The sequence below is a fragment of the Flavobacteriales bacterium genome (genome assembly GCA_019694795.1).
In the GTDB taxonomy this organism is placed as follows: Bacteria; Bacteroidota; Bacteroidia; order Flavobacteriales_D; family UBA2798; genus UBA2798.
The window spans coordinates 1-23,212 of sequence record JAIBBF010000044.1; the positions used below are offsets into that span (position 1 = coordinate 1).

At 39.0% G+C, this 23,212-nt stretch carries 23 protein-coding genes and 2 tRNA genes; 17 read left to right on the plus strand and 8 right to left on the minus strand.

Annotated elements, in window-relative coordinates:
* From K1X56_11630 to K1X56_11665, 8 genes are all read left to right on the plus strand, one after another.
* A partial coding sequence (locus tag K1X56_11630) for a 2-C-methyl-D-erythritol 4-phosphate cytidylyltransferase (GenBank protein ID MBX7095366.1) occupies nt 1-102 on the plus strand: 102 nt, incomplete at its 5' end.
* A 135-nt stretch (nt 103-237) separates the two neighbouring features.
* Entirely contained in the window at nt 238-2,181 is a 1,944-nt protein-coding gene (gene dxs, locus K1X56_11635; protein ID MBX7095367.1) for a 1-deoxy-D-xylulose-5-phosphate synthase, read from the plus strand.
* Nucleotides 2,182-2,348: 167 nt separating this feature from the next.
* The gene (locus tag K1X56_11640; GenBank protein MBX7095368.1) at nt 2,349-3,923 is read left to right on the plus strand and encodes a hypothetical protein; all 1,575 of its coding nucleotides are present in this window, start codon (nt 2,349-2,351) and stop codon (nt 3,921-3,923) included.
* A gap of 216 nt (nt 3,924-4,139) precedes the next feature.
* Nucleotides 4,140-4,919, plus strand: a complete 780-nt coding sequence (locus K1X56_11645) for a LytTR family DNA-binding domain-containing protein (GenBank protein MBX7095369.1) — start codon at nt 4,140-4,142, stop codon at nt 4,917-4,919.
* A 106-nt stretch (nt 4,920-5,025) separates the two neighbouring features.
* Nucleotides 5,026-5,769 carry a LytTR family DNA-binding domain-containing protein gene (locus K1X56_11650; protein ID MBX7095370.1) on the plus strand — a complete coding sequence of 248 codons (744 nt, stop codon included), beginning with the start codon at nt 5,026-5,028 and terminating at the stop codon, nt 5,767-5,769.
* Nucleotides 5,769-8,813 carry a histidine kinase gene (locus K1X56_11655; protein ID MBX7095371.1) on the plus strand — a complete coding sequence of 1,015 codons (3,045 nt, stop codon included), beginning with the start codon at nt 5,769-5,771 and terminating at the stop codon, nt 8,811-8,813. The genes K1X56_11650 and K1X56_11655 overlap by 1 nt, the downstream gene beginning before the upstream one ends.
* A gap of 88 nt (nt 8,814-8,901) precedes the next feature.
* Nucleotides 8,902-9,099, plus strand: coding sequence for a hypothetical protein (locus K1X56_11660; protein MBX7095372.1), 198 nt, complete (start codon nt 8,902-8,904; stop codon nt 9,097-9,099).
* Between the two features lie 254 nt (nt 9,100-9,353).
* Nucleotides 9,354-10,910 carry a hypothetical protein gene (locus tag K1X56_11665; GenBank protein MBX7095373.1) on the plus strand — a complete coding sequence of 519 codons (1,557 nt, stop codon included), beginning with the start codon at nt 9,354-9,356 and terminating at the stop codon, nt 10,908-10,910.
* Here the strand turns inward: K1X56_11665 and thiL are convergent.
* Both thiL and K1X56_11675 read right to left on the minus strand, forming a co-directional pair.
* Nucleotides 10,907-11,950, minus strand: coding sequence for a thiamine-phosphate kinase (gene thiL, locus K1X56_11670; GenBank protein MBX7095374.1), 1,044 nt, complete (start codon nt 11,948-11,950; stop codon nt 10,907-10,909). The two genes, K1X56_11665 and thiL, sit on opposite strands and share 4 nt — an antisense overlap.
* A gap of 78 nt (nt 11,951-12,028) precedes the next feature.
* Nucleotides 12,029-12,442, minus strand: a complete 414-nt coding sequence (locus K1X56_11675) for a hypothetical protein (protein MBX7095375.1) — start codon at nt 12,440-12,442, stop codon at nt 12,029-12,031.
* 208 nt (nt 12,443-12,650) lie between these two features.
* Between K1X56_11675 and K1X56_11680 the strand changes: the two genes are divergently transcribed.
* The 8 genes from K1X56_11680 to K1X56_11715 are packed head-to-tail and all read left to right on the plus strand — an operon-like array spanning nt 12,651 to nt 18,957.
* Nucleotides 12,651-12,977 (plus strand): iron-sulfur cluster assembly accessory protein, encoded by a 327-nt coding sequence (locus tag K1X56_11680; GenBank protein ID MBX7095376.1) that lies wholly within the window; start codon nt 12,651-12,653, stop codon nt 12,975-12,977.
* Nucleotides 12,978-12,988: 11 nt separating this feature from the next.
* The gene (gene sufB / locus K1X56_11685; GenBank protein ID MBX7095377.1) at nt 12,989-14,437 is read left to right on the plus strand and encodes a Fe-S cluster assembly protein SufB; all 1,449 of its coding nucleotides are present in this window, start codon (nt 12,989-12,991) and stop codon (nt 14,435-14,437) included.
* 12 nt (nt 14,438-14,449) lie between these two features.
* Complete coding sequence (gene sufC, locus K1X56_11690; protein ID MBX7095378.1) at nt 14,450-15,208, plus strand: Fe-S cluster assembly ATPase SufC; 759 nt, start codon at nt 14,450-14,452, stop codon at nt 15,206-15,208.
* Between the two features lie 9 nt (nt 15,209-15,217).
* Nucleotides 15,218-16,453, plus strand: coding sequence for a Fe-S cluster assembly protein SufD (gene sufD, locus K1X56_11695; protein MBX7095379.1), 1,236 nt, complete (start codon nt 15,218-15,220; stop codon nt 16,451-16,453).
* Between the two features lie 31 nt (nt 16,454-16,484).
* Nucleotides 16,485-17,696, plus strand: a complete 1,212-nt coding sequence (locus tag K1X56_11700; protein ID MBX7095380.1) for a cysteine desulfurase — start codon at nt 16,485-16,487, stop codon at nt 17,694-17,696.
* Nucleotides 17,697-17,701: 5 nt separating this feature from the next.
* Nucleotides 17,702-18,124, plus strand: a complete 423-nt coding sequence (locus K1X56_11705) for a SufE family protein (GenBank protein ID MBX7095381.1) — start codon at nt 17,702-17,704, stop codon at nt 18,122-18,124.
* A gap of 2 nt (nt 18,125-18,126) precedes the next feature.
* Nucleotides 18,127-18,438, plus strand: a complete 312-nt coding sequence (locus K1X56_11710; GenBank protein ID MBX7095382.1) for a DUF59 domain-containing protein — start codon at nt 18,127-18,129, stop codon at nt 18,436-18,438.
* Nucleotides 18,439-18,453: 15 nt separating this feature from the next.
* A complete protein-coding gene (locus K1X56_11715) occupies nt 18,454-18,957 on the plus strand; it encodes a DUF2480 family protein (protein ID MBX7095383.1) in 504 nt (167 codons plus the stop codon).
* Nucleotides 18,958-18,960: 3 nt separating this feature from the next.
* Here the strand turns inward: K1X56_11715 and K1X56_11720 are convergent, their stop codons facing one another.
* Together K1X56_11720 and K1X56_11725 are read right to left on the minus strand one after the other, a co-directional pair.
* Nucleotides 18,961-19,377 (minus strand): hypothetical protein, encoded by a 417-nt coding sequence (locus K1X56_11720; protein ID MBX7095384.1) that lies wholly within the window; start codon nt 19,375-19,377, stop codon nt 18,961-18,963.
* A gap of 110 nt (nt 19,378-19,487) precedes the next feature.
* Nucleotides 19,488-19,562: transfer RNA gene (locus K1X56_11725), tRNA-Val, on the minus strand.
* An 88-nt stretch (nt 19,563-19,650) separates the two neighbouring features.
* Between K1X56_11725 and K1X56_11730 the strand changes: the two genes are divergently transcribed.
* Nucleotides 19,651-19,725, plus strand: a tRNA-Arg gene (locus K1X56_11730).
* Nucleotides 19,726-19,787: 62 nt separating this feature from the next.
* On the opposite strand, the gene K1X56_11735 is transcribed toward K1X56_11730, so the two are convergent.
* The 4 genes from K1X56_11735 to K1X56_11750 form a co-directional block, all read right to left on the minus strand.
* Nucleotides 19,788-20,747, minus strand: a complete 960-nt coding sequence (locus tag K1X56_11735) for a hypothetical protein (GenBank protein ID MBX7095385.1) — start codon at nt 20,745-20,747, stop codon at nt 19,788-19,790.
* Between the two features lie 40 nt (nt 20,748-20,787).
* Entirely contained in the window at nt 20,788-21,879 is a 1,092-nt protein-coding gene (locus tag K1X56_11740) for an SPOR domain-containing protein (GenBank protein ID MBX7095386.1), read from the minus strand.
* Nucleotides 21,880-21,906: 27 nt separating this feature from the next.
* Nucleotides 21,907-22,650 carry a 3-deoxy-manno-octulosonate cytidylyltransferase gene (gene kdsB, locus K1X56_11745; protein ID MBX7095387.1) on the minus strand — a complete coding sequence of 248 codons (744 nt, stop codon included), beginning with the start codon at nt 22,648-22,650 and terminating at the stop codon, nt 21,907-21,909.
* The coding region (locus K1X56_11750) for a polyprenyl synthetase family protein (protein ID MBX7095388.1) at nt 22,650-23,212 on the minus strand (563 nt) is incomplete at its 5' end. The genes kdsB and K1X56_11750, both read right to left, overlap by 1 nt.

Here is a 23,212-nt window from a genome sequence, read left to right on the forward strand (position 1 = left end):
TCACTTGGTGTTCAAATTCACCTGGTGGAAGGAAATAAAGAAAACATCAAGATTACTTCGCCCTTCGATCTTCAATTGGCTGAGTTATTACTCCCCAAATGATTAAATTTTGTTAATCCTTTCATATAAGGTACTCGTTTTACTATCGATTTCGTTTCAATAGGACTGCTAAGGACTTTTTCGGTCTTTAGAACAATTATTTCCTATCTTTGTTTCACTTGCTAATTACCTATTCAAATGCAGGAATTTAAACCTGGTCAGTTATTGGCTCAAATCGATTTCCCTTCGGATTTACGTTCGAAGTTTAAGGAAGAGGATTTACCGCAAATTTCGAATGAATTGCGCGAATACATTATCGATGTGGTAAGTCACATTGGTAATTCACATTTTGGAGCCAGTCTCGGGGTAGTGGAGCTTACAGTTGCTTTGCATTATGCGTTTGATACACCCAAAGATCAATTGATTTGGGATGTGGGCCACCAGGCTTACGGCCATAAAATTCTAACTGGAAGAAGATCAATTTTTCCGACTAATCGTACCTACAAAGGACTTTCCGGATTTCCTAAACGCAGCGAAAGTGAATACGATACATTTGGAGTAGGACATTCATCTACTTCAATTTCTGCTGCTGTTGGTATGGCAGTTGCAAATAAATACCTTAAGAAGGAAGATGTTCAGCATATTGCTGTTATCGGAGATGGGGCAATGACCGCGGGACTTGCATTTGAGGGACTGAATCACGGAGGTGTTACTAACACAAACTTTTTAGTGGTTCTTAACGACAATTGCATGTCGATTGATCAGAATGTGGGTGCGTTAAAAGAATACCTCACTGATATTACCACTTCGCATACTTACAATAAGGTTAAGGATGAGGTATGGAATTTGTTGGGTAAGGTCAGCAAGTTTGGGCCTAATGCTCAGGTTATTGCTCACAAAATTTCAGATGCGATTAAAGGTTCGTTGCTCAAACAAAGCAATATGTTTGAGTCGCTGAATTTCCGCTATTTTGGTCCTGTGGATGGTCACGATGTGATTAATCTCGCCCGCATTATGAAAGACCTGAAAGACATTCCCGGTCCTAAAATTTTGCATTGCATTACCACGAAAGGTAAAGGCTATAAGTTTTCTGAAGAAGGAAATGCCACCATATGGCATGCCCCGGGTGTATTTAATAAAGACACAGGTGAAATAATTAAGATAGCACCAAAATCGCCACAGCCTCCGAAATTTCAGGATGTATTTGGACATACCATTGTTGAGCTGGCGGAAAAAAACGAGAAGATCATGGGGGTAACACCGGCCATGCCTTCCGGATGTTCGCTTAATATCATGATGAAAGCCATGCCGGAGCGTGCGCATGATGTCGGAATTGCAGAACAACATGCCGTAACTTTCTCTGCAGGATTAGCCACACAAGGTTTGGTACCTTTTTGCAATATCTATTCATCCTTCATGCAGCGTGCCTATGATCAGGTAATACATGATGTAGCATTACAGAAATTACACGTAGTTTTTTGTCTTGACCGTGGTGGATTGGTTGGGGCCGACGGAGCTACGCATCATGGAGCGTTTGATTTGGCATACATGCGCTGTATTCCCAATATGATTGTGGCCGCACCAATGAATGAAGAAGAGCTGCGCGATTTAATGTACACGGCACAGCTCGAAGAAAGCAAGGGAAGCTGGAGTATACGCTATCCACGTGGTGAAGGTGTAATGGTGAATTGGAAAACACCTTTTAAGAAAATAAGAATAGGAACCGGACGAAAAGTTCGTTCTGGTGAGGATATTGCAGTCTTGAGTATCGGTACCATGGGTAATGTAGCCATGGATGCAGCTGCTCAATTGGAAAACAAAGGAATTTCTGCTGCAGTTTACGATATGCGTTTCGTAAAACCACTCGACGAAATATTGCTTCACGAGGTGTTCTCTAAATTCAAAAAAGTCATCACTATTGAGGATGGTTGTATTCAAGGAGGAATGGGCTCTGCGGTGCTTGAGTTTATGGCCGACCACGGTTACCAGGCTCAGGTAAAACGCCTTGGTGTTCCCGATCGTTTTATTGATCATGGAACCCAGCAGGAACTATACGTGGAATGTGGTTATGATGTAAATGCCATTATTGCAACTGCAACACAAATGCTGGCTTCAGAAAAAACCATTTCTGCTGTTGGGTAGGATTATTAGTTTTAATAATTAGTAGCTCTTTTGCTCAGGAATAAATTCTGATTTCATTAAGTTTTTCTGGGGTTTATGGTTCCTGGTTTACCATAAATTAATCAACCTTACACTTCGTTCAGTTTTAACTGTCCTTTTTATTTGGTTTGCGAACCAAAGGTAAAGTCATGACAGAAAAAGACGATTTATTTTTATTAATCAACTCGCTTAATCGCATGGAGCGGGGTTATTTTTCTAAATACGCAGATATTCACGCAAAAGGTGGAGAAAACACTTATAAGCGTTTGTTTCATCTTATCTGCACCACCGAAAATCCCAGTGCAGAACTCATTCGCGAAAATTTTAAGGGTGAAAATCTGGAGATGCATGTTTCCACTGCTAAAAATCAATTATTCCACATCATTTTGAGAACCATGCGTAGCTATGGCAGTGAAGGATCTCATTTTGCACGGGCTAATGATTTGATACGTGATACCGATTTATTGAATTATAGAAATTTAAAATCTGCCAGTAAAAAAGCATTGGAACGTGCAAGGAATTATGCTGAAGAAAATGAACTGCTCATTTCTCAATTGGAAATACTCCGGCGTGAATTGCAAACATTATCCAGATATCCCCAGCAATGCACATTGGAAATGTATCAGAATTTGCGCAAACGCTATTACGCTACCAGTCAAAAAATTCAGATGATGTTTGAGCTGGAATGTGCGTTCATTAAATTAGGAATGATGCGGAGTCGTTTTACCTTGGTACGCCATGAAAAAGAAAGAAAGGAACTTCAGCAGCTCATAGCTGAATTACCCGCAATCGATGAGCGCCAGACATGTGTAGAAGCAAAAACGTTGTATCATTTAATTATGGCACTAACGTATAAAATGCAATCAGATTTTCTTTCGGCACATTATCATTTTCACCGCTCTCTCGATTTATTTCATCATAAAAAGGATTACAGCAGCATGTTCCCCGATAATTATTTACAAGTGATTAGCGGGTATATAAAGACGGCCATAATGCTTGGAAAAAACAAAGAGGCAATGCATGGATTGGCCATTCTGAAGCGTCTGCACAATCAGCATCCTATTTTCAGATCCGATAAATTAAAAACAGAACTGTTTTTCGCTCTTTCGAATTATGAACTCATGTACTTCATAGAAAATAGCGAATACAAAAAAGCAAAAGAGCAGGTGAATTTCCTTGTTATTGAATTACCCGGATTCGAAAACCAGCTTTCCGCTTCGCAGCGTCTTGAATTGTACATTCGGATGAGCGTTGCCTCCCTGTTAAACAACGATACGCGCAAAGCATTACAATTTCTGAACCGGGTGTACTCCGAAAAATTTGAGCACCAGCATCGCGAGTTTTCCGGGTTTTGCAGAGTCTATTATTTATTACTACATGCCGAAATTGGGAATAAAGACCATCTGTATTATGCCATACGCTCCATTCAGCGCAAACTGGAACGGGAAAATAATTTCGGCGATGCAGAAAAATTACTCATGAAATACTTCCGGTCTCAAGTCCTGAAAGGAAAACGGAATAGCAGGGAATTTCAAATTGAAAAGTTCATTTCCGAATTGTTCTGGTTGAAATCAGATCCGCTTTTTCATTATTTCGATTTTTACCAATGGTTTTGCCTTAAGCAAGGCATCACACCGCATCATAAAGAGAAAAATTATAAAAACAGATTTAACGCATTATCGTCAACGGCCATACCGGTCGCAGCGGAGGCACGGAAGGAATAATTCGATTGCCTTTATCAGCAAATAACCAATCCCGGCATATCCCGGAATCAAGGATTTCGTCATCGTTTTTCATACGCAACTTTATTAGGTTTATATGTGTAATTTACTCTTAACCCGAGTTTTACGTTTCATCAATGAATTTGCGGTCGCCAATCCACAGGGAATGGTCGTATTTTTCAAAAAAATGGTAAATTCGAACCTCTCTCTTATTGCCTTATGCAACCACTCACGGCCCTAATCGTCGACGATGAAGAGCTCGCTCGCGAGAACCTTCAGATGCTCCTACAGGAGTACTGTCCGGAGATTGAGGTCGTGGGTCAGGCAGGTAACGTAAACGAGGCCCGCAAGCAAATTGCCGCCTTGCATCCAAGAGTTCTTTTTCTCGACATCCGAATGCCTTCCGGTGCTGAAGGATTAGAGTTGTTGGAGGACATGAAATCTTCCCGTTTTTTTGTTGTGTTTGTCACCGCATTTAAAGATTACGCCATCCGTGCTTTTAATGCCAATGCGATTCATTATGTATTAAAGCCGGTGGATATCGATGATCTTCGTTCTGCGGTTTTAAAACTTGTAGATGCCGCCAAAACATTTGAAGCTTATCCGGATAATTTTTCGCAGTACGAGTCCTCCGTAAAAAATCTTCAGGATAATTTGCTGCATCATAAAATCTCCAGTAAAATCACCATCTCTCATGCCAAAGGAATTAAGTTGGTGGATGTAGATACCATTAGCTATGTGGAAGCAGATGGAAATTGCAGCCAGATTCACTTTACCGATGGCAGTCGTTACCTGGATACCCGTACCCTGGGGGTTTATGAGGACATCCTCAATCCTGCACGCTTCTATCGGATTCATAAAAGTTATATCATCAATCTTAATCAGCTTACCGAGTACCTGAGTGAGGATGGATATTATGCCGTTTTAAAAGGAGGAATTAAGTTACCTGTAGCCCGGAATCGTGTTCCGGATTTCACACAAAAGTTGAAAAATCTCTGAAAAAGAGCTATTTCCGTTCAATCAACGATTACTACACTTCGTCATTTCATGAATATTTTACGGAACCCGCTCCGTAAATTCGAACTGAACGTTAAAATCAGAAGTCATGAAACTACGCTCCATTGTTGTCGACGACGAGTATTATTGCCGAAACAACCTTAAAATGATTATCGATGATTTTTGTCCCGAAATTGAAGTAATCGGTATGGCCGATTCAGCAGATCAGGCCAGGGAAATGATTTCCAAGCACCAGCCCGACCTGGTATTTTTAGATATTAAAATGCCTAAAGAAGATGGATTTTCTTTGCTTGAATCCATGCCAACACGGAATTTTTCGGTGGTTTTTACAACAGCGCATTCCGAATATGCCCTCAAAGCGTTTAAAGCCGATGCCGTGGATTATATTGAAAAGCCGATTAATATCGACGATTTACGAAATGCCGTGAACAAAGTGCTCAAGTTTCAGGTTAACCAACAACTGGAAAAACCAATTGAAACACCCATGAAAGCAGAAAAGGAAAACGATCGCATTTCTCTTGCCACGCGTGATGGTTTTATGATGGTAAAAAACGATGAAATTATTCATCTCGAGGCAAGCGATAACTACACCATGATTTATATGACGGATAACCGTAAGTTTTTAAGTTGTAAAAACATTAAGGTGTATGAAGAGTCATTAAATAAAAACAGCTTTTTCCGCGTTCATAAATCACATATCATAAATGTTGCAAATCATCTTAAAGGATTTACCAGATCTGAAGGAAATATTGCTATTTTGAGCAACGGAAAACACATCCCTGTTGCCCGAAGAAAATTAACCGACTTTTTAGAACGCATTAATACCATTTGATGAAAATCTATTCTTACATATTGAAAAGCCTGATGCTCTCAGGCTTTTTTATTTTGTGTTTAGAAAGCTTTTCACAGCAATATACCTTTGTTAATTACTCCACCGAGCAAGGACTCGCGCAATCGCAGGTTTCTGCCATGGTGCAGGATAAAAGAGGGTATTTGTGGTTCGCTACATTCGGCGGACTCAGTCGCTTTGACGGATTGGAGTTCGTGAACTATACGAAAAACGACGGACTGGTAGAAAATCAGTTGTACTCCGTTTTTTTGGATTCCAAAAACAGAATTTGGATTGGTGCAATATCTGCTTACAGTGTTTATGATGGACTGAATTTTACTTCCAAACGATTTCCTGAATCCCATTCCGGATTTAATATTATTTCAATCTGCGAAGATAAAAGCGGAAAAATCTGGTTTGCTTTAGAAGGAGGAGGATTAGCCTGCACCAATGGAGAACGATTGGATTTTTACGGATTGGAATCGGGATTAGATTTAAATGTACGTTCGGTTTTTTGCGATGCTTCAGGACAGATTTATGCCGGCACAAGAAATGGATTGTATCAATTTAAAGGGTCGCGTTTTGAACCGGTTTCATTTAACGGAACAACAGAATATAACATAAGCGCACTTGCCGAGGATAACAATGGAAAATTGTGGATCGGTACTTATGATGAAGGCGTATTTCATGAAAACGATGAAGGAGATTTTACCAACTATACCTCTTTTGAAGGATTAATAAATGATGGCGTGCGCACCATTTTTGTAGACAAGGATCAGCAGGTGTGGTTTGGTACAAAAGGTGGGGTAAGTAAATTTAATGGACGATCCTTTCAGAATTTCGGTATACAACAAGGACTAATCAATAACAACATCAAATTTATTGGTCAGGATTCAGAAGGAAATATTTGGTTTGGTACCGATGGAAAAGGGATTTTAAAATTATCCGGAGAAGCATTTACAACCTATACAGTTGCAGATGGATTAAGCTCCGATTTTGTAATGTCCATAACCGAGGCAGAAGATCATGCGCTCTGGTTTGCCACCTATGGTGAAGGCGTGGTCCGCTATGCCGATGGTGTTTTTTCTGTTTATACAGATGAAAATGGCCTTGCTAATAATACGGTTTGGAGTTGTGTCCGTTCAGGTTCAAAAATTTGGTTCGGAACATCTAATGGAGTTTCCGTTTTCGATGGAAAAAAATTTACCAGTTACACCACCGATGATGGTTTATTATCGAACAAAGTTACCTCGCTTTATGCAGATCCGCAAGGAAGAATCTGGATTGGAAATCGTGATGGATTATCGGTTTTCTATAATGGAGAAATAAAAAATTATTCCGATGCGGATGGATTGGTTGGTGGAAATATCCGGGGAATTTTTAAAGATAAAAGTGGAATGATTTGGTTGGGTGGTGCCAGCGGATTGTTTTCGTTTAACGGAGAGAAATTTCAGCAGTACCGTTTCGATGACAGCATTCCGGATAACACCGTTTATTGCATCATTTCAGATCAAACTGCAAATGGATTATGGGTTGGAACAAAATATGGATTGTTTCATTTTACCAATGGAAAATTCACCAATGTGTCGCTCGGTGAAAGCGTAAATGCAAACAATATTAATTTCCTTATCAGCGAAGGAGAAATGATTTGGGTGGGGACAAACAGCGGAATATTTCAGCTGAACGGAAGGGTTTTTATTGAAGAAAATAAAACTGTTTTTAGAAATTTTTCCCGACTCGAAGGTGTTCGTGGTTTAGAAAGCAACATGAACGCCGCTTTTCGCGATTCGCGTGGAATGTACTGGTTCGGTACCGATGGTGGATTAGTGCGTTATGATCCTGTTAAATTAAATAAAAACGGAAACCAGATTGAACCCTTCATTCACATCACCGGAGTGAAATTATTTTTTGATGAGGTTGACTGGAAAAAATATGCGAAAAATTTTAATTCAGAAACAGGTTTAGCTGTTGATCCAATTGTTCCTTACAATAAAAATCACTTTACGTTTTACTTCACGGGTATCAGTCATACCAACCCACAAAAAGTAAAATACCGCTTCATATTGGAAGGTTTCGATCAGGACTGGTCGCCTATTACCGATGCACGTTCCATTACCTACTCTAACCTTCCTGGAGGATCTTACATCTTTAAGGTGATTGCCTGTAATGATTCCGGGATATGGACCAGTACACCTGCAACTTTTTCATTCGTAATTACGCCTCCATTTTGGAATACCTGGTGGTTTTTTATTTTAATCGGATTGGTAATTCTCTTTTCTGTTTATCTGGTTTATAGATGGCGAATTGCGGTAATTCGCAGAAATAATGAACGAGATCAATTAATATATAAATCGAAACTTCTGAGTTTGGAGCAACAAACATTAAATGCATCCATGAACCGCCATTTTATTTTTAATGCATTAAATTCTATTCAGTATTACATCAACAAACAAGATAAACTCGAGGCCAATCGTTACCTCACGAGTTTTGCAAAATTGATCCGTAAAAATCTCGATAGTTCGGCATCCGGAAATCTGGTTACTTTATCTGAAGAATTAGAAAGGTTGGAATTGTATTTGTCGCTCGAAAACATGCGATTTAAAAACAAATTTTATTACGAACTTTTCCTCGATGAAAACATCGACACCGAAGGAGTAATGATTCCACCGATGTTACTGCAGCCTTATGTAGAAAATGCTATTTGGCACGGAATATTACCAATGGATCACCCCGGAACGATTTGGATTAAAATCATCCCTAACGACGACCGTTCAATTCGTATTACCATCACCGATGATGGGATAGGGATCAATACTAGCCTGAAATCAAAGGAAAAGCATGGGGCCGACCATATTTCCCGGGGAATACAAATTACGAGCGGACGCCTTTCGGTTCTTAAAAAACTGACCAATGAGAACCTTCGCATCGACGGTCCTTATGAGCTTCATAATGAAGATGGTACAGCAAGAGGGACTGAAGTTGTGCTGATTATCCCCGGCGCCGGAGTGCTCGAAAATGAAAAATTTGATGAAGAAGTGTACAGTTAAGAAACTTTTTTTATATTTTTACCGTATCTATCTAAAGAAAATAGTCAAGATGAAAGCAAAATGGATATATGTTCTACTTGTATCAGGCATGTTCGGCATGTCTTCCTGCGAGAAGGAATATATGGGGCCTGTAGATAATTCAGGCGCTCCTCTCCAATTGCGTGGAGGAGAAGATGGTTCTGGGGCGACCGTTGGAGATAGTGGTGGAACAATTACCGATACCGGTCATGATTCCGACTATGATTCGAAATCCAACAAGAAGAAAAAAGCTACAGCACCGAATTAATCGGGCTTTAAATAATCGCGAAATGCCTCCCCCAAAGGGAGGCATTTTTTTTACATGTCTACTGAAGCTTAGAACCCCTGGATTTTTCCTATTTATTACATTTCTATCATTTATTTTTCGTACATTAATGGTAGCTCTAGTTGTAATTAAATAATTGATTTATAACGTGTAGTGCTTGTAATATTTAATGAAATATCTTCATATTTATTACTTTTCTACCGGTATTAGTCAGCAAATTAATTGGAATAATTAACATGTCTAACGTAGCATCAGACCATCTGCACCGGCTAATAAAGTCATTGTCGAAGCCGGAGAAGCGGTATTTCAAGATTTATAGCTCCAGACACACGTTGGGTGAGGTCAACAATTATCAGGTGTTGTTCGATGCCATTGATAAGATGCAGGAGTACGATGAGGAGGTGTTAAAACGAAAGTTTGCCGGACAAGCCATTCTCAATCAGTTCTCGATTGCTAAAAATAGATTATACGAACAGGTATTAAAGAGTCTCGATTCATTTCATGCCAACAGTTCTATCGATGCAGAATTAAAACGATTGATTCACTGTGCTGAAATTTTATACAAAAAAACACTCTATACGCAGAGTCAGAAATTATTAAGGAGCGCCCGAAAGCTTGCCGAAAAATACGATAAGCATAATGCGATGCTTGAAATATCTACCTGGGAAAAATTATTGATCGAAAAAGATAATTATACCGAGGTAGGGGATAAAGAACTTCAGGAAATTCTTGAATCCGATCGCTTAACCCTGTCCAAAATTTCGAACTATAACGAGTTCTGGAATATTAAAAGCAGATTGTTTTATATTTTAAACCGCAAAGGCAAAGCAAGGAGTCAAAATGAACTTTCCAGCTTTAAATCCATTATCGATAATGTATTATTAAAAAGTGAGGACGAAGCGCTTTTTCATGAAACAAAATACCTCTATCACCATATTTATTCGGCCTATTATTTCGGTATAGGCGATTACGAAAATTCATTTGTTCACCTGAAGAAAAATGTTGAGTTGATCGAACATTTTACCGAAAAATTTAAGGAAGAACCCAATGTGTATTTTTCCGTATTAACGAATCTTATTTATATCGCTAGTCGACTAAGAAAATTCAACGAGGTTTCTATTCACATCGAAAAATTGCGCTCATTGCCCGAGAAGCTGGCTTTACAGCGGAATGAAGATCTCGATATCAAATTATTTTCTTCTACCTATAGCATTGAATTAACGCTTTACATCACCACGGGTGATTTTGAAAAAGGACAACAACTCATTCCCGTTATTGAGCAGGGATTGAATTTGTATGGCGATAAAATAAATAATGTCAGAAAAGCCTATCTGTTGCTCAATATGGCGGTAGTAAATTTCGGTCAAAAAAACTATACCGAATCTTTACGATGGATCAATGAATTATTGAATAACATTAATATCGATAAAACGGAAGACATCCACTGTTTTGCGCAATTACTCAACATGGTAGTGCATTTAGAGTTGGGGAATCAACGGTTGGTTCCTTATGCATTAAAATCGGTTCAACGCTATCTTGCGTTGCGAAACCGTGTTTACAAATTCGAAAATATTTTTCTGCACTTCATTAACCGCATTCTAAAAACCGCAGGAAATTCGGAAGAACGCAAAGTGTATGAAGGACTACTCTCGGAATTAAAGGCCATTGAAGAAGATAATTTCGAAAAAACAGCTTTCGAATATTTCGATTTTGTTTCCTGGGCACAGAGCAAAGTCAGTGGTGAGGATTTTAAATCTTTAATCCGGAAAAAAGCTTTATTACCGAATCATTAACTAAAGTGATTCCAGCCCTGGGCTTTTAATTCAATGGCTTCTCCATTTTGTGTTATCAGCATGGCCTTTTCCTGTTGATCGGTAATGTGACCAATAACCGTAAAATGCGGATTCGATTTTATTTTATCGTAATCCGATTGTTGAATGGTAAACAGAAGTTCATAATCTTCTCCTCCATTTAATGCACAGGTAACAGGTTCAAGATTGAATTCTTCAGCTGTAGAAATGGTGGAAGGATCCAAAGGAATTTTTTCAATGTATAGATGTGCGCCATGACCGGATGCTTTACAAAGATGCATCACCTCACTGGCTAATCCATCGCTGATGTCGATCATTGAAGTGGGGACAATCTGTAGTTGATCAAGAATGTCGATCACATCTGCTCGGGGTTCGGGTTTTAGCTGACGTTCCAAAATGTAATCATGTCCACTTAGGTCAGGTTGAATGGAAGGATTCTCACGGAAAATTCTGTTTTCGCGCTCAAGAATTTGAAGTCCCATATAGGCACCACCTAAATCTCCGCTTACAACAAGCAAATCATTTTTTTTAGCACCCGATCGGTAACTGATTTTATTTTTTTCTCCTTCACCGATGGCGGTGATATTAATGATGAGTCCGGATCTGGAGGAACTGGTATCGCCACCAACTAAATCAACTTTGTATTTATCGCATGCCAATAATATTCCGGCATATAATTCTTCCACCGCTTCCAACGAAAAACGATTTGAAATGGCAATAGAAACCAACAGTTGGGTTGCCTTTCCATTCATGGCGCAGATATCGGAAATATTACTTGCAGCTGCTTTATATCCGAGATGCTTAAGTGGCACATAACCTAAATCGAAATGTACTCCCTCGGCCATCATGTCTGTACTGAGTAAAGTTACCTTTCCGTTTCCTTTATCAATAACAGCGGCATCGTCGCCAATTCCTTTTAATGTATCACCCTGGTGAAGGTTAACGTGTTCGGCGAGATGTTGAATTAATCCAAATTCGCCCAGGTCCGAAAGTTCAGTACGGTTTTCTTTATTTTCTAGCATGGTGCAAAATTACCGAAAGGACCAACAATAAAAAAACCGGAGTAGTTACCCCGGTTTCTTTATTCATTATATTGAAAATTAGCGGTTGATATTATCAAATACCTTAGTAGCATATGGAGTTGCTGTTGAAATATAGAATCCATATCCTTTGTCGGAATAAATCGCAACGTAGTTTTCTTTGTACCCGAAACGGAAGGTGTAGGTGTTTCCAACTTCAGAAACTACAGTGTAATCTGTGAATTCTTCTTTTTCGTCTCTGCTGATTACTTTGTAAAGACTGGTAATGGTTTCGGTACAATGAATAAATTCATTGTTGTTGATGAAAAGGTAGTACGAATAATACGTTCCTACTTCACCTTGACCGGTGATTTCTCCGGCAGAATTGAATTCAAATTCCTGACGGGTAAGTGTTGGCCATACTTCTCCTTTTTGCGCGAATGAAATCATTGCAGAGAAGACGAAGGCAATGCTGAGAATAAATTTGCGGCTCATATGATTTTGTTTTTCCTGCAATTACCAAAAAAAGTGCCAATTATTTTCTACGGTAAAACACTTGTTTTTCTGATTTCCCGCAGTTTCATGCCCACAATACCACTTTTTTGGTATTTTTGCAGTAATTTAGATTTAATCTAAATTAATTTGCAAAGCGGAAACTTATTTATTTCCGGGTTGTTGTACTTAATAATAGAAGAAAAAAAGGATGATTAAGGTAAGTGAATCTGCTAAAAATCAAGCTGTTAAGCTGATGAGTGAAGAACATGCCGGTCAAGAAGCCTTTATCCGAGTTGGCGTAAAAGGAGGGGGTTGCTCCGGATTGATGTACGATCTGAAGTTTGATACGGAGATGGGTCCGGAGGATAAGGTGTTTGAGGATAATGGGGTAAAAATTGTGGTGGACCGCAAGAGCTTTCTTTATTTGGTGGGTACGGAGTTGGATTATTCCGGCGGATTAAATGGCAAGGGTTTCATTTTTAAAAATCCGAACGCCGATCGTACCTGTGGCTGTGGAGAATCATTTTCAATATAACGATCTGAACAATGGCGTACGAGGGAGATGAATTATTGGATGAGTTAACGAATCAGGAGTATAAATACGGATTCGTTACCAATATCGATTCGGATAAAGCACCTAAAGGGTTAAACGAAGATATTATTCGTTTTATCTCTGCAAAAAAACAAGAACCACAATGGTTGCTCGATTGGCGTTTAAAAGCATTCGCGCAATGGCAAAAGATGACGGAACCCGAATGGGCGCATGTGCATTATGCAAAAGTGGATTATCAGGACATTCATTATTATGCTGCTCCAAAACCTAAAAAAGAATTGGCAAGTTTGGATGAAGTGGACCCGGAGTTATTGAAGACATTCGAAAAACTGGGGATTAGTCTTGATGAGCAAAAACGATTAACAGGTGTTGCTGTGGATGTGGTGATGGATAGTGTATCCGTGAAAACTACATTTAAGGAAGAATTAGCAAAACATGGAATTATTTTTTGTTCCATGTCCGAAGCAGTAAAAGATCACCCGGAACTGGTGAAAAAATATTTGGGAACAGTTGTTCCTCCTTCGGATAATTATTTTGCTGCTCTAAATTCCGCGGTCTTTACCGATGGAAGTTTCTGTTACATTCCCCAGGGAGTTCGTTGTCCGATGGAACTCTCCACTTATTTCAGAATTAATGAAGCGAATACGGGTCAGTTCGAACGCACCTTGCTCATTGCTGATAAAAACAGTTATGTCAGCTACCTCGAAGGATGTACCGCGCCTATACGCGATGAAAATCAACTTCACGCTGCAGTGGTGGAGCTGATTGCCATGGAAGACGCAGAGATTAAATATTCAACTGTACAAAACTGGTACCCGGGAGATAAAGATGGTAAGGGCGGTATCTATAATTTCGTTACCAAGCGAGGCATTTGTGAAGGGAAAAATTCTAAAATTTCCTGGACCCAGGTTGAAACGGGATCTGCAGTAACCTGGAAATACCCTTCTTGCATTTTAAAAGGAGATAATTCTATTGGAGAATTTTATTCGGTTGCGGTTACCAATAATAAACAACAGGCAGATACCGGAACCAAAATGATACACCTTGGTAAAAACACCAGAAGTACCATCGTATCGAAAGGAATCTCTGCCGGATTTTCAAATAACAGTTATCGCGGATTAGTGCGTATTGCTAAAGGAGCGGTCAATGCCAGAAACTTTTCACAGTGTGATTCGCTTTTGATGGGAGATAAATGTGGAGCACATACTTTTCCTTACATTGAAGTGAACGATAATACCGCGAAAGTTGAACATGAAGCTACCACTTCTAAAATTGGAGAAGACCAAATCTTTTATTGCAATCAGCGAGGAATCGATACGGAAAAGGCGGTGAGTCTGATTGTGAATGGATATTGTAAGGAAGTATTGAATCAATTACCCATGGAGTTTGCAGTGGAAGCACAAAAATTATTAGCTATTTCATTAGAAGGATCAGTAGGATAAAAATTTTGAAGAATGATTACGATTAAAAATTTACACGCGAATGTTGAAGGAAAAGAAATTCTTCGCGGAATAAATCTTGAAATAAATGCCGGAGAGGTTCATGCTATTATGGGACCTAATGGATCGGGTAAATCTACCCTTGCCTCGGTTTTGGCAGGAAGAGAAGAATATGAAGTTACCGAAGGAAGCGTCATCTTTAATCAAAAAGAATTATTAGAGTTATCACCTGAAGACCGTGCGCGTGAAGGATTGTTTCTCGCATTTCAATATCCTGTAGAAATTCCGGGCGTAAGTAACGTGAATTTTTTAAAGACCGCCGTAAATGAAATTCGGGCTTATAAAGGACAAGAACCTGTAAGTGCGAAGGAGTTTTTGCAAATGGTAAAGGAACGTTCTGCATTGGTTGAGCTGGATAGTAAACTTGCCAGCCGATCGGTGAACGAGGGATTTTCCGGTGGGGAGAAAAAAAGAAATGAGATTTTCCAAATGGCCATGCTCGAACCTAAACTGGCAATTTTGGATGAAACAGATTCCGGTTTAGATATCGATGCGTTGCGTATTGTTGCTAACGGGGTAAATAAACTTAAATCGAAAGAGAACGCCACTTTGGTTATTACCCACTATCAGCGTTTGCTGGATTATATTGTTCCCGATTTTGTTCATGTATTGTACAAAGGTAAAATTGTAAAAACCGGAGGAAAAGAGTTAGCGTTGGAGTTAGAGGAAAAGGGTTACGACTGGATTAAGGCAGAGCAGGGTGAAACAGTTTAAGAAGTGAACATGGAAATGGTAAAAACAGGAAATGCAGCAGCGTTCGTAGAAGGATTAAAATCCTCCTTCGGCGATTTGTCAGCATCGCGCCTTCGTAGTGTAAATGAATTGTCGGAAATGGATTTCCCAACCGTTCGCAATGAACGCTGGAAATACACCCGCTTAACTAAATTCCAAAAGGAAACATTTCAGATAAACAAATCGATTTCAACTTTAAATCTATCCTTTACTAAGGATCATTCACTCAATCGAATTGTGTTTATCAATGGATTTTTCTCGCAAGAAAACTCAAACATTCAGGAAAAGGGATTCGCATGGAGTGAAATGAAAGATGAGACTATTCTGACGTCCGAATTCCAATCCTCCCTATTTACCAAAATCAACGATGCTTTTTTTACATCGGGTTTGGATATAGAAATTAAAGAAAATATTGATCGCCCCATAGAGGTTGTTTTCATTTCACAGGGTGAAAAGAACACTTCACAGATTCGAAACCGGATTCGTGTTGCTAAAGGAAAACAGGCGAGCTTTCGCTTTATTTTTGAATCGGCAGACAATCACGTTGGTTTTACGAATGTATTAACTAAGGTTTTAGTTGAACAAAATGCTCAATTAAGTATTCAGCAGTTACAGAATGAAAATCTCTTAAACTATCATTTCAACACCATGGTGGTTGAACAGGAAGGGGATAGTCGTTTTACAGTGAATACCTTTTCATTGGACGCACATTTAATTAGAAATAATTTGTTTATTTCCTCCAATGGGGAAAACACAGAAAGTAACCTTAACGGTTTATACATCACCAATGGTGTTCGTCATGTCGATAACCAGACGGTAATGGATCATACCCGTCCGCATGCTTTGTCCAACGAGTTGTATAAAGGAATTATGGATGAGCAAAGTTCAGCTGCGTTTAATGGAAAAGTGTTTGTTCGCCAGGATGCGCAAAAGATCAATGCTTATCAGTCGAATTCCAATATTTTATTGTCCGAAACAGCACAGGTTAACAGTAAACCTGAGCTTGAAATTTATGCAGATGACGTAAAATGTTCTCATGGCTCTACAACGGGTCAGTTGGATGAAGAAGCATTGTTTTATTTGCAGGCAAGAGGAATTTCTGAGAAAAGTGCCCGTCTGTTATTGGTGCAGGCATTTGCAGGCGATGTAATAAATAAAATTGAGGATGAAGAATTCAGATTAAAAGTGGAAGAGCAGATTGCTTCCAAATTTAACTGGATAAAATAGTATCAGCGTGGAGCAGGAAATCAATCATTCGGTGGAAGAAATCAGAGCTTTGTTCCCATTGCTAAGTACCAGGGTTAATGGTAAACCACTGGTGTATCTCGATAATGGTGCTACATCTCAAAAGCCACAAGAACTTATTGATTGCATTTCCAGGTATTATACTTCACAAAATGCCAACATCCATCGTGGTGTGCATACCTTAAGTCAGGAAGCTACCGCATTGTATGAAGAAAGCAGAATAGCACTGCAATCTTTTATCAATGCAAGATTTTCGCATGAAATTATATTTACGAGTGGAACAACCCAGGGGATTAATCTTGTTGCGCATTCGTTTGGCAGGAGATATCTTAGGGAGGGCGACGAAATTTTAATTTCTGCTTTGGAGCACCATAGCAATATTGTCCCCTGGCAAATCATTTGCGAAGAGCGTTCAGCTAAACTCAGAGTGATTCCCATGAATGAAAATGGAGAATTACAACTCGATAAGTTAGATGAATTGCTTTCATCAAAAACGAAGTTGCTTGCTTTAACCCATGTTTCGAATTCTTTGGGGACTATCAACCCGATAAAAGAAATCATCGAAAAAGCGCATAAAAAGAATGTACCGGTATTGGTGGACGGAGCGCAAGCTGTTCAGCACCTTCAGGTGGATGTTCAAGAACTGGATTGTGATTTTTATGTTTTTTCCGGTCATAAAATGTTTGGTCCCACAGGCACCGGTGTGTTATACGGAAAAGAAAAGTGGTTAAACGAAATGCCGCCATATATGGGAGGTGGCGATATGATAAAAACAGTGACCTTCGAAAAAACGGAATACAACGATTTACCCTTTAAATTTGAAGCAGGCACACCCAATATTGCAGATGGAATTGCCATGAAGGCAGCTGTTGATTTTATTAATCGTATTGGTTATTCCAAAATTCAGCACATCGAAGAAGAGCTTCTTGTTGAGGCCACGCAGCGTTTGAGTTCTATTGAGGGATTACGTATTTATGGAACTTCCCATTCAAAGGCGGGAGTCATCTCATTTAATATTGAAGGATTGCATCCTTATGATGTGGGTACCATTCTGGATCAGCAAGGTATTGCTGTAAGAACGGGTCACCACTGTACCCAGCCTATAATGGATTACTATCAAATTCCGGGCACAGTTCGCGCTTCATTTTCTTTTTATAATTCAATGAGCGATATCGATGCGTTGTATAATGGAATTCTTAAAGCAATAAAAATGTTGAAACGCTAATCGGCATGAGTGTAAGAGCGAAAGAAAAAGAAATAGTTGAGGAATTCTCCATGTTCGATGATTGGGATTCTAAATACGAGTACATTATTGATCTGGGAAAGGAATTGCCATTGATTGATCCTGCTTTCAAAAATGATGATTACCGGATTAAAGGTTGTCAAAGTCAGGTTTGGCTGCATGCAGAAATCAAAGATGGAAAGTTGTTTTTTACAGCAGATAGCGATGCCATTATTACAAAAGGAATCATTGCATTGTTGGTGAGGGTATTTAATGAAGAGGCACCCGATGAAATTGTAAATACAGATTTACAGTTTATCAATGAAATCGGATTAAATCAGCATTTGTCGCCCACCAGGAGTAATGGACTATTAAGCATGATTCGCCAAATGAAACTTTATGCACTTGCCTCGCAAGCGAAAAAAGATTGATTATGGACAAGAGACAATTAGAAGATGAAATCATTAAAATCATAAAGACCGTTTATGATCCGGAAATTCCTGTCGATATTTTTGAACTGGGATTGATTTATGAGATTAAGATTGATGATGATATTAATGTGGAGGTGATCATGACCCTGACCTCACCTTCTTGTCCGGCAGCAGAAAGTTTACCCGGTGAAGTTGAAAAGAAGGTAGGAGGAATTGAGCATGTTAAAAGCGCAAAAGTCACTATTACGTTTGATCCGCCATGGACAAAAGAAATGATGAGCGAAGAAGCGCAATTGGAGTTAGGTTTTATGTAATAACTAATTTTTTAGTTGGAAGAAATCAGAAATAAAGTAGCTGAAAGCGGAATTGTATCGCTGGACCTTGCTGAATTCCTTCATGGAAAGGAAAGGGAAGTGATTGATATTGCTCCCTTATTGTGGCAGGGATTAGCGATTAAAGAAAAAGATTTTCGGAATTGGATGGCTGAAACCGACTGGACGAAATATGCAGGCAAATATGTTTCAGTCTATTGTTCAGCGGAAGCTTTAATACCTACCTGGGTTTGGTTATTATTATCTTCATCACTCAGTGCACATGCCGAAAAAGTTTTTTTTGGAACCGAAAATGATTTAATTGAATCAATCATTCTTCAATCGATTACTGAAATTGGTGATGAACACTATTTAAATGCACGTGTAGTTGTAAAAGGATGCAGCGAGTATAGCTTGAGTCCGGCAGTTTATATTGCATTAACTGCCAAACTTGTTCCTCAGGTAAAAAGTTTGATGTTTGGCGAACCTTGCAGTACAGTTCCTGTATTCAAGAAGAAATAAAACTTAAGCAACCTTTGCATTAAATTGCTGGCGCAGTTCTTCGCCGGACAACAGAACTAAAACCTTACCGGTATTTCCAATGCAATAGTATTTTCTGTTCATGTAGGACCTTCTTACATTATAACGCATTGGATTAAAAACGCCAATGGTAATTAGTTCCATTTCGTCGACCGGAAAATTAACCGGGTCAAATGATTCCAACGATTCAATAAGGTGTCCTTCCTGTAATACGGTTTCTTTTTCCATCAGGGCAAATCCAAATTCCAGTTCAAAACATTGATATCGTAAAAACTCAGGACTCTCCTGGTTCCATTTTTTACATTGCTCCTCACCAAATACTTCAATCAATCGTTTGTCGACCCCTTGCGAATTATTCATATTTATCGGATTCATGATGTAGCTTTTAATACTTTGACGCATAATCGTGTGTTTTATTGCATCGAAATACGTCAATCAACATTAACTGATGATGAACGAAAGGTTAGGAAGTTTGGAAGAATTTTGGGAGAAGGGGAGAAAATCGAAAAAAGTGGGCTGTACGGGATTCGAACCTGTGACCCCTACCTTGTCGAGGTAGTGCTCTAAACCAGCTGAGCTAACAGCCCTGAAACGTCAAAATTAAGGGTTTTTAGCCATCCAGAGCTATTGTTTGGCATCCTGCAATAAAACTAACTATTGCTATCTTTGCACTATGGCCTCGTAGTTCAATGGATAGAATAGAAGTTTCCTAAACTTTAGATACAGGTTCGATTCCTGTCGAGGCTACCATTAAAGCAGAATAAGTCCACAGTGAGCTTTGGACTTTTTTAGTTTCAATGATTCGAGGTGATTTAATTGAAATAACTGTATCTAAATTCTAAATAGGAACCACTTCCAATCAGCTCTTCAATTAAAATTAATTGCTGTGCATTAAAAACCTGAATGCGGTTAACACGGTTGTTGTTTTGTATATCGAGTTGTTTTACTACAGTGTATTTCTGTTTTTTTTCGGCAGGTAAATGATATTGCGGAAGTTTGATTTCGACCGATTTTACCTCAGTAAATGCTTCAGGTGCCGGAAGTCCGTATTCTTCTTTATCATGATAACCATAAGGCATTTCATCTCGCTTTTTATTTAATTCTTCATAGCTCACATCCTGCACCAATTCACCGTTTCTATACATTTTATAAGCGATCATTTCACCTTCCTTATTATATTCCATAATCGAAGACTCATCTTCCGACCAAACTCCATTTTTTTTCGACTTCAATACATGTTTTTGAATGGTTCCGGTTTTTAAATCGAACCTGTGATTTAAAGTGTCATTATTGTGGAGACGGTACCAGCTTTTCTCCAGGAAATTTCCTGTGGCCGGATCAAGTTTGGTGTAGTGAATGTCGGTAAAGTCAGTTTCAAGTATTTCAATATGTTTAATAAGCTGACCTTTTTCGTTGTAATATTTTTCGCGGAGTTCCAGTTTAGAAAATCCTTTGATGGAATCTCCGGCCATCGTGGTCATTGTAAATTTTTTGTTGGCCACATCGTAATCGAAGGTGGTGTAGCGGTATGCCGGACCGTTGCCATTGGTATTTCGTTGCAAACTGGATTTCATGCATCCGTTTTCAGAAAATTGAATAACCGTCTGAAGCTCTTTTTTTGTTTCCTCAGAATGATTCATCCAGTACTCAACTTTTTTAATTTTTAATTGAGCAATGCGATCGTTGCCTAAAAATTCCCATTGCTGACATTCTTGTGCCTTTAGCTGAGAAGTAAAAAATAGAAAAACAAGGATTACGGTTTGACGAATCATAAATGATAAACTAAGAATTTAGTTAAAGAAATATAGTTGATTATTTTTCCAATAACCAGGCAGAATCATTTCCCTTTTCACGAATCTGATTAAGTCCTTTTAAAGCTTCTTCTTTATTGGAATAACTCTCGATGGCCACGCGATGTAACCCGCCAACTTCATCTAAAATGTAAGAATCAAAACCTTGAGCCTTTAATTCGGAAACCAAATTTTCTGCATTACCTAATTCGCGGAAACAACCTCCTATAACATGTAAATGCGATTGCGATTTAACCTGATTGTTTTTGGCAACGAATGTAGATTCTGCAGCAGGCTTTTCTGTAACTGCAATATTTAGATAATTGCCTTTGGTATTTAAGTCTAATTGAGCAACAGGTCCTCCGGCATTTTCTACCAGCTCAAACCACTCGTCGTGCGATTCAACCTCCAGCTTTAAACCTTCATGTGCCCTCGCAACATAAGTGGGTGAAGAAGAATGAAAAGGATTGAGGTCGGCGAATTCTAAATGTCCCGTACTCAGAAAATCTGTTTTAGCAGGGATCCAGATAGAATAGAAAACAATGGGAGCTACTGCTGATGCAATCGCCCAATTACGAAAAGCAGAAATTTTTCGAACTCCGGTTTGTTCCTTCTGTTCTGTTTCCTGTTGTATTGGAATGATTTTCGACTCCTGTTTTTCCTCCGCAAGATTTTCCATCACCGGTTTAACGGTGCGAATAATTTCGCGCGCTACTACAGGATACAAACCAAAAGATTCAACTAAAAAATTAATGGAAAAGTCAGGTTGAAACTGAATATTTTTCTCCTCATCTAGAAATAAAATACCCAATCCCTGGAACTCAATGCGCTCTCCTCTGCTTAATTTAGTCTTGCACTCCAATACATAATTTTGTAATTGAACTGTGCTTTGCTGATAGCTCAGATTTTCTTCTCTGGAAATCGTCTCAGCCAATAATCCGTCGTTAGATATCAGGTTCTTATTGAAAATAATACCCTTAGATGGCGGATAAGCCATACCTGAATCGAATTGGATTCTTGATGGACTATGATTGGCCACAAAACCACCCAGACCAGGAATGATTACACAATCATACTGGAACAAAAGTGAAGTAATATGTTTTTCGATTTGCATTGAACTGTAAAGGTAACACCGATAAGGCTATTTCCCAAAAGTTCTTAACAAGGTTTTCAAATCTTCAGGAACATCAACCCCTATCGCTTCATGTTGGGTTTCAGACAGTTTTATTTTAAACCCATTTTCCAGCCAGCGCAATTGTTCGAGCGATTCAGATTTTTCTAATGGACTGACAGCCAAATCGCTTATCTGTTTTAGGACATCACTTCTGTAACCGTAAAGTCCCACATGTAAAAAATAGGACTGGGCATCAAGCCATTGGTCCTCCGGCAGATTTTTTTGGAAAGGAATCGGATGGCGGGAAAAATATAGCGCAAAGTGATTTTTATCGATTACTGCTTTTACCTTGTTGGGGTTAAAGAGAATGCCCGGGTCTGCAATTTTGCGGATTAAACTTGCAATCTGGGCTTGAGGATCATTAAAACATTGAATCAATTCTTCAATTTGAGCGGGATCAATAAATGGTTCGTCGCCCTGTATATTAATCACCACATCAAAATCGGCGGTGTTTTTTTCCAATACTTCCCTGCAACGGTCTGTACCGCTTTGATGATCGGCAGAGGTCATCATGGCCTTTCCACCGTGTGCATGGACGTGTTCTAAAATGCGCTCATCGTCGGTAGCAACAATAACGTCATTTAATAAACTACACTTTTTTGCTTGCTGATACACCCGCATAATCATGGATGTACCCATGATGTCCACCAGCGGTTTTCCGGGAAATCGGCTGGATGCATAGCGCGCGGGAATAACACCTAGAATTTTCATTAATGTTCCCTTACCATGAGTGAATCACTGAGCGCTTTTAATAAGTGCTTCATTTTTTCATCACCTTTAATTGCGTTAAGGTGAGTTATAGCATTCGAATAAAATTTGTCCATTTCCTTACGTGTTTTTTCCTGAATGGAAAGGTCCTCGTAGATCGACAAAACTTCTTTTATTTTTAAATCTTCGGGTAAATGATTGGAGCGAATTAGTTGACGGAGCTCATCCGATTTTTCGCGATTTTCCGAATGGAGTGCGCTCAACATTAAAAATGTTTTTTTGTTGGCGGCTATGTCACCTCCTACTTTTTTCCCAAATTTTTCCGGATCACCAAAAGCATCCAGAAGATCATCTTGTAATTGAAACGCTATACCAAGATTTTTTCCGAATTCATATAAGTGTTCTGCATTCTCCTCTGAAGCATCGGCAAGAATAGCGCCGATTTTTAATGCGCCACCTAATAAAACGGAAGTCTTTAAGGCAATCATTTCAATGTATTCGTCAATGCTTACATCATCCCTCGTTTCAAATTCCATATCGAATTGTTGTCCTTCGCAAACTTCAA

Bases quoted from the DNA above. Each gene is read 5' to 3' on its own strand.
- dxs (MBX7095367.1), top strand. From the start codon at position 238: ATGCAGGAATTTAAACCTGGTCAGTTATTGGCTCAAATCGATTTCCCT.
- K1X56_11640 (MBX7095368.1), top strand. From the start codon at position 2,349: ATGACAGAAAAAGACGATTTATTTTTATTAATCAACTCGCTTAATCGC.
- K1X56_11645 (MBX7095369.1), top strand. From the start codon at position 4,140: ATGCAACCACTCACGGCCCTAATCGTCGACGATGAAGAGCTCGCTCGC.
- K1X56_11650 (MBX7095370.1), top strand. From the start codon at position 5,026: ATGAAACTACGCTCCATTGTTGTCGACGACGAGTATTATTGCCGAAAC.
- K1X56_11655 (MBX7095371.1), top strand. From the start codon at position 5,769: ATGAAAATCTATTCTTACATATTGAAAAGCCTGATGCTCTCAGGCTTT.
- K1X56_11660 (MBX7095372.1), top strand. From the start codon at position 8,902: ATGTTCGGCATGTCTTCCTGCGAGAAGGAATATATGGGGCCTGTAGAT.
- K1X56_11665 (MBX7095373.1), top strand. From the start codon at position 9,354: ATGTCTAACGTAGCATCAGACCATCTGCACCGGCTAATAAAGTCATTG.
- thiL (MBX7095374.1), bottom strand. From the start codon at position 11,950: ATGCTAGAAAATAAAGAAAACCGTACTGAACTTTCGGACCTGGGCGAA.
- K1X56_11675 (MBX7095375.1), bottom strand. From the start codon at position 12,442: ATGAGCCGCAAATTTATTCTCAGCATTGCCTTCGTCTTCTCTGCAATG.
- K1X56_11680 (MBX7095376.1), top strand. From the start codon at position 12,651: ATGATTAAGGTAAGTGAATCTGCTAAAAATCAAGCTGTTAAGCTGATG.
- sufB (MBX7095377.1), top strand. From the start codon at position 12,989: ATGGCGTACGAGGGAGATGAATTATTGGATGAGTTAACGAATCAGGAG.
- sufC (MBX7095378.1), top strand. From the start codon at position 14,450: ATGATTACGATTAAAAATTTACACGCGAATGTTGAAGGAAAAGAAATT.
- sufD (MBX7095379.1), top strand. From the start codon at position 15,218: ATGGAAATGGTAAAAACAGGAAATGCAGCAGCGTTCGTAGAAGGATTA.
- K1X56_11705 (MBX7095381.1), top strand. From the start codon at position 17,702: ATGAGTGTAAGAGCGAAAGAAAAAGAAATAGTTGAGGAATTCTCCATG.
- K1X56_11710 (MBX7095382.1), top strand. From the start codon at position 18,127: ATGGACAAGAGACAATTAGAAGATGAAATCATTAAAATCATAAAGACC.
- K1X56_11720 (MBX7095384.1), bottom strand. From the start codon at position 19,377: ATGCGTCAAAGTATTAAAAGCTACATCATGAATCCGATAAATATGAAT.
- K1X56_11735 (MBX7095385.1), bottom strand. From the start codon at position 20,747: ATGATTCGTCAAACCGTAATCCTTGTTTTTCTATTTTTTACTTCTCAG.
- K1X56_11740 (MBX7095386.1), bottom strand. From the start codon at position 21,879: ATGCAAATCGAAAAACATATTACTTCACTTTTGTTCCAGTATGATTGT.
- kdsB (MBX7095387.1), bottom strand. From the start codon at position 22,650: ATGAAAATTCTAGGTGTTATTCCCGCGCGCTATGCATCCAGCCGATTT.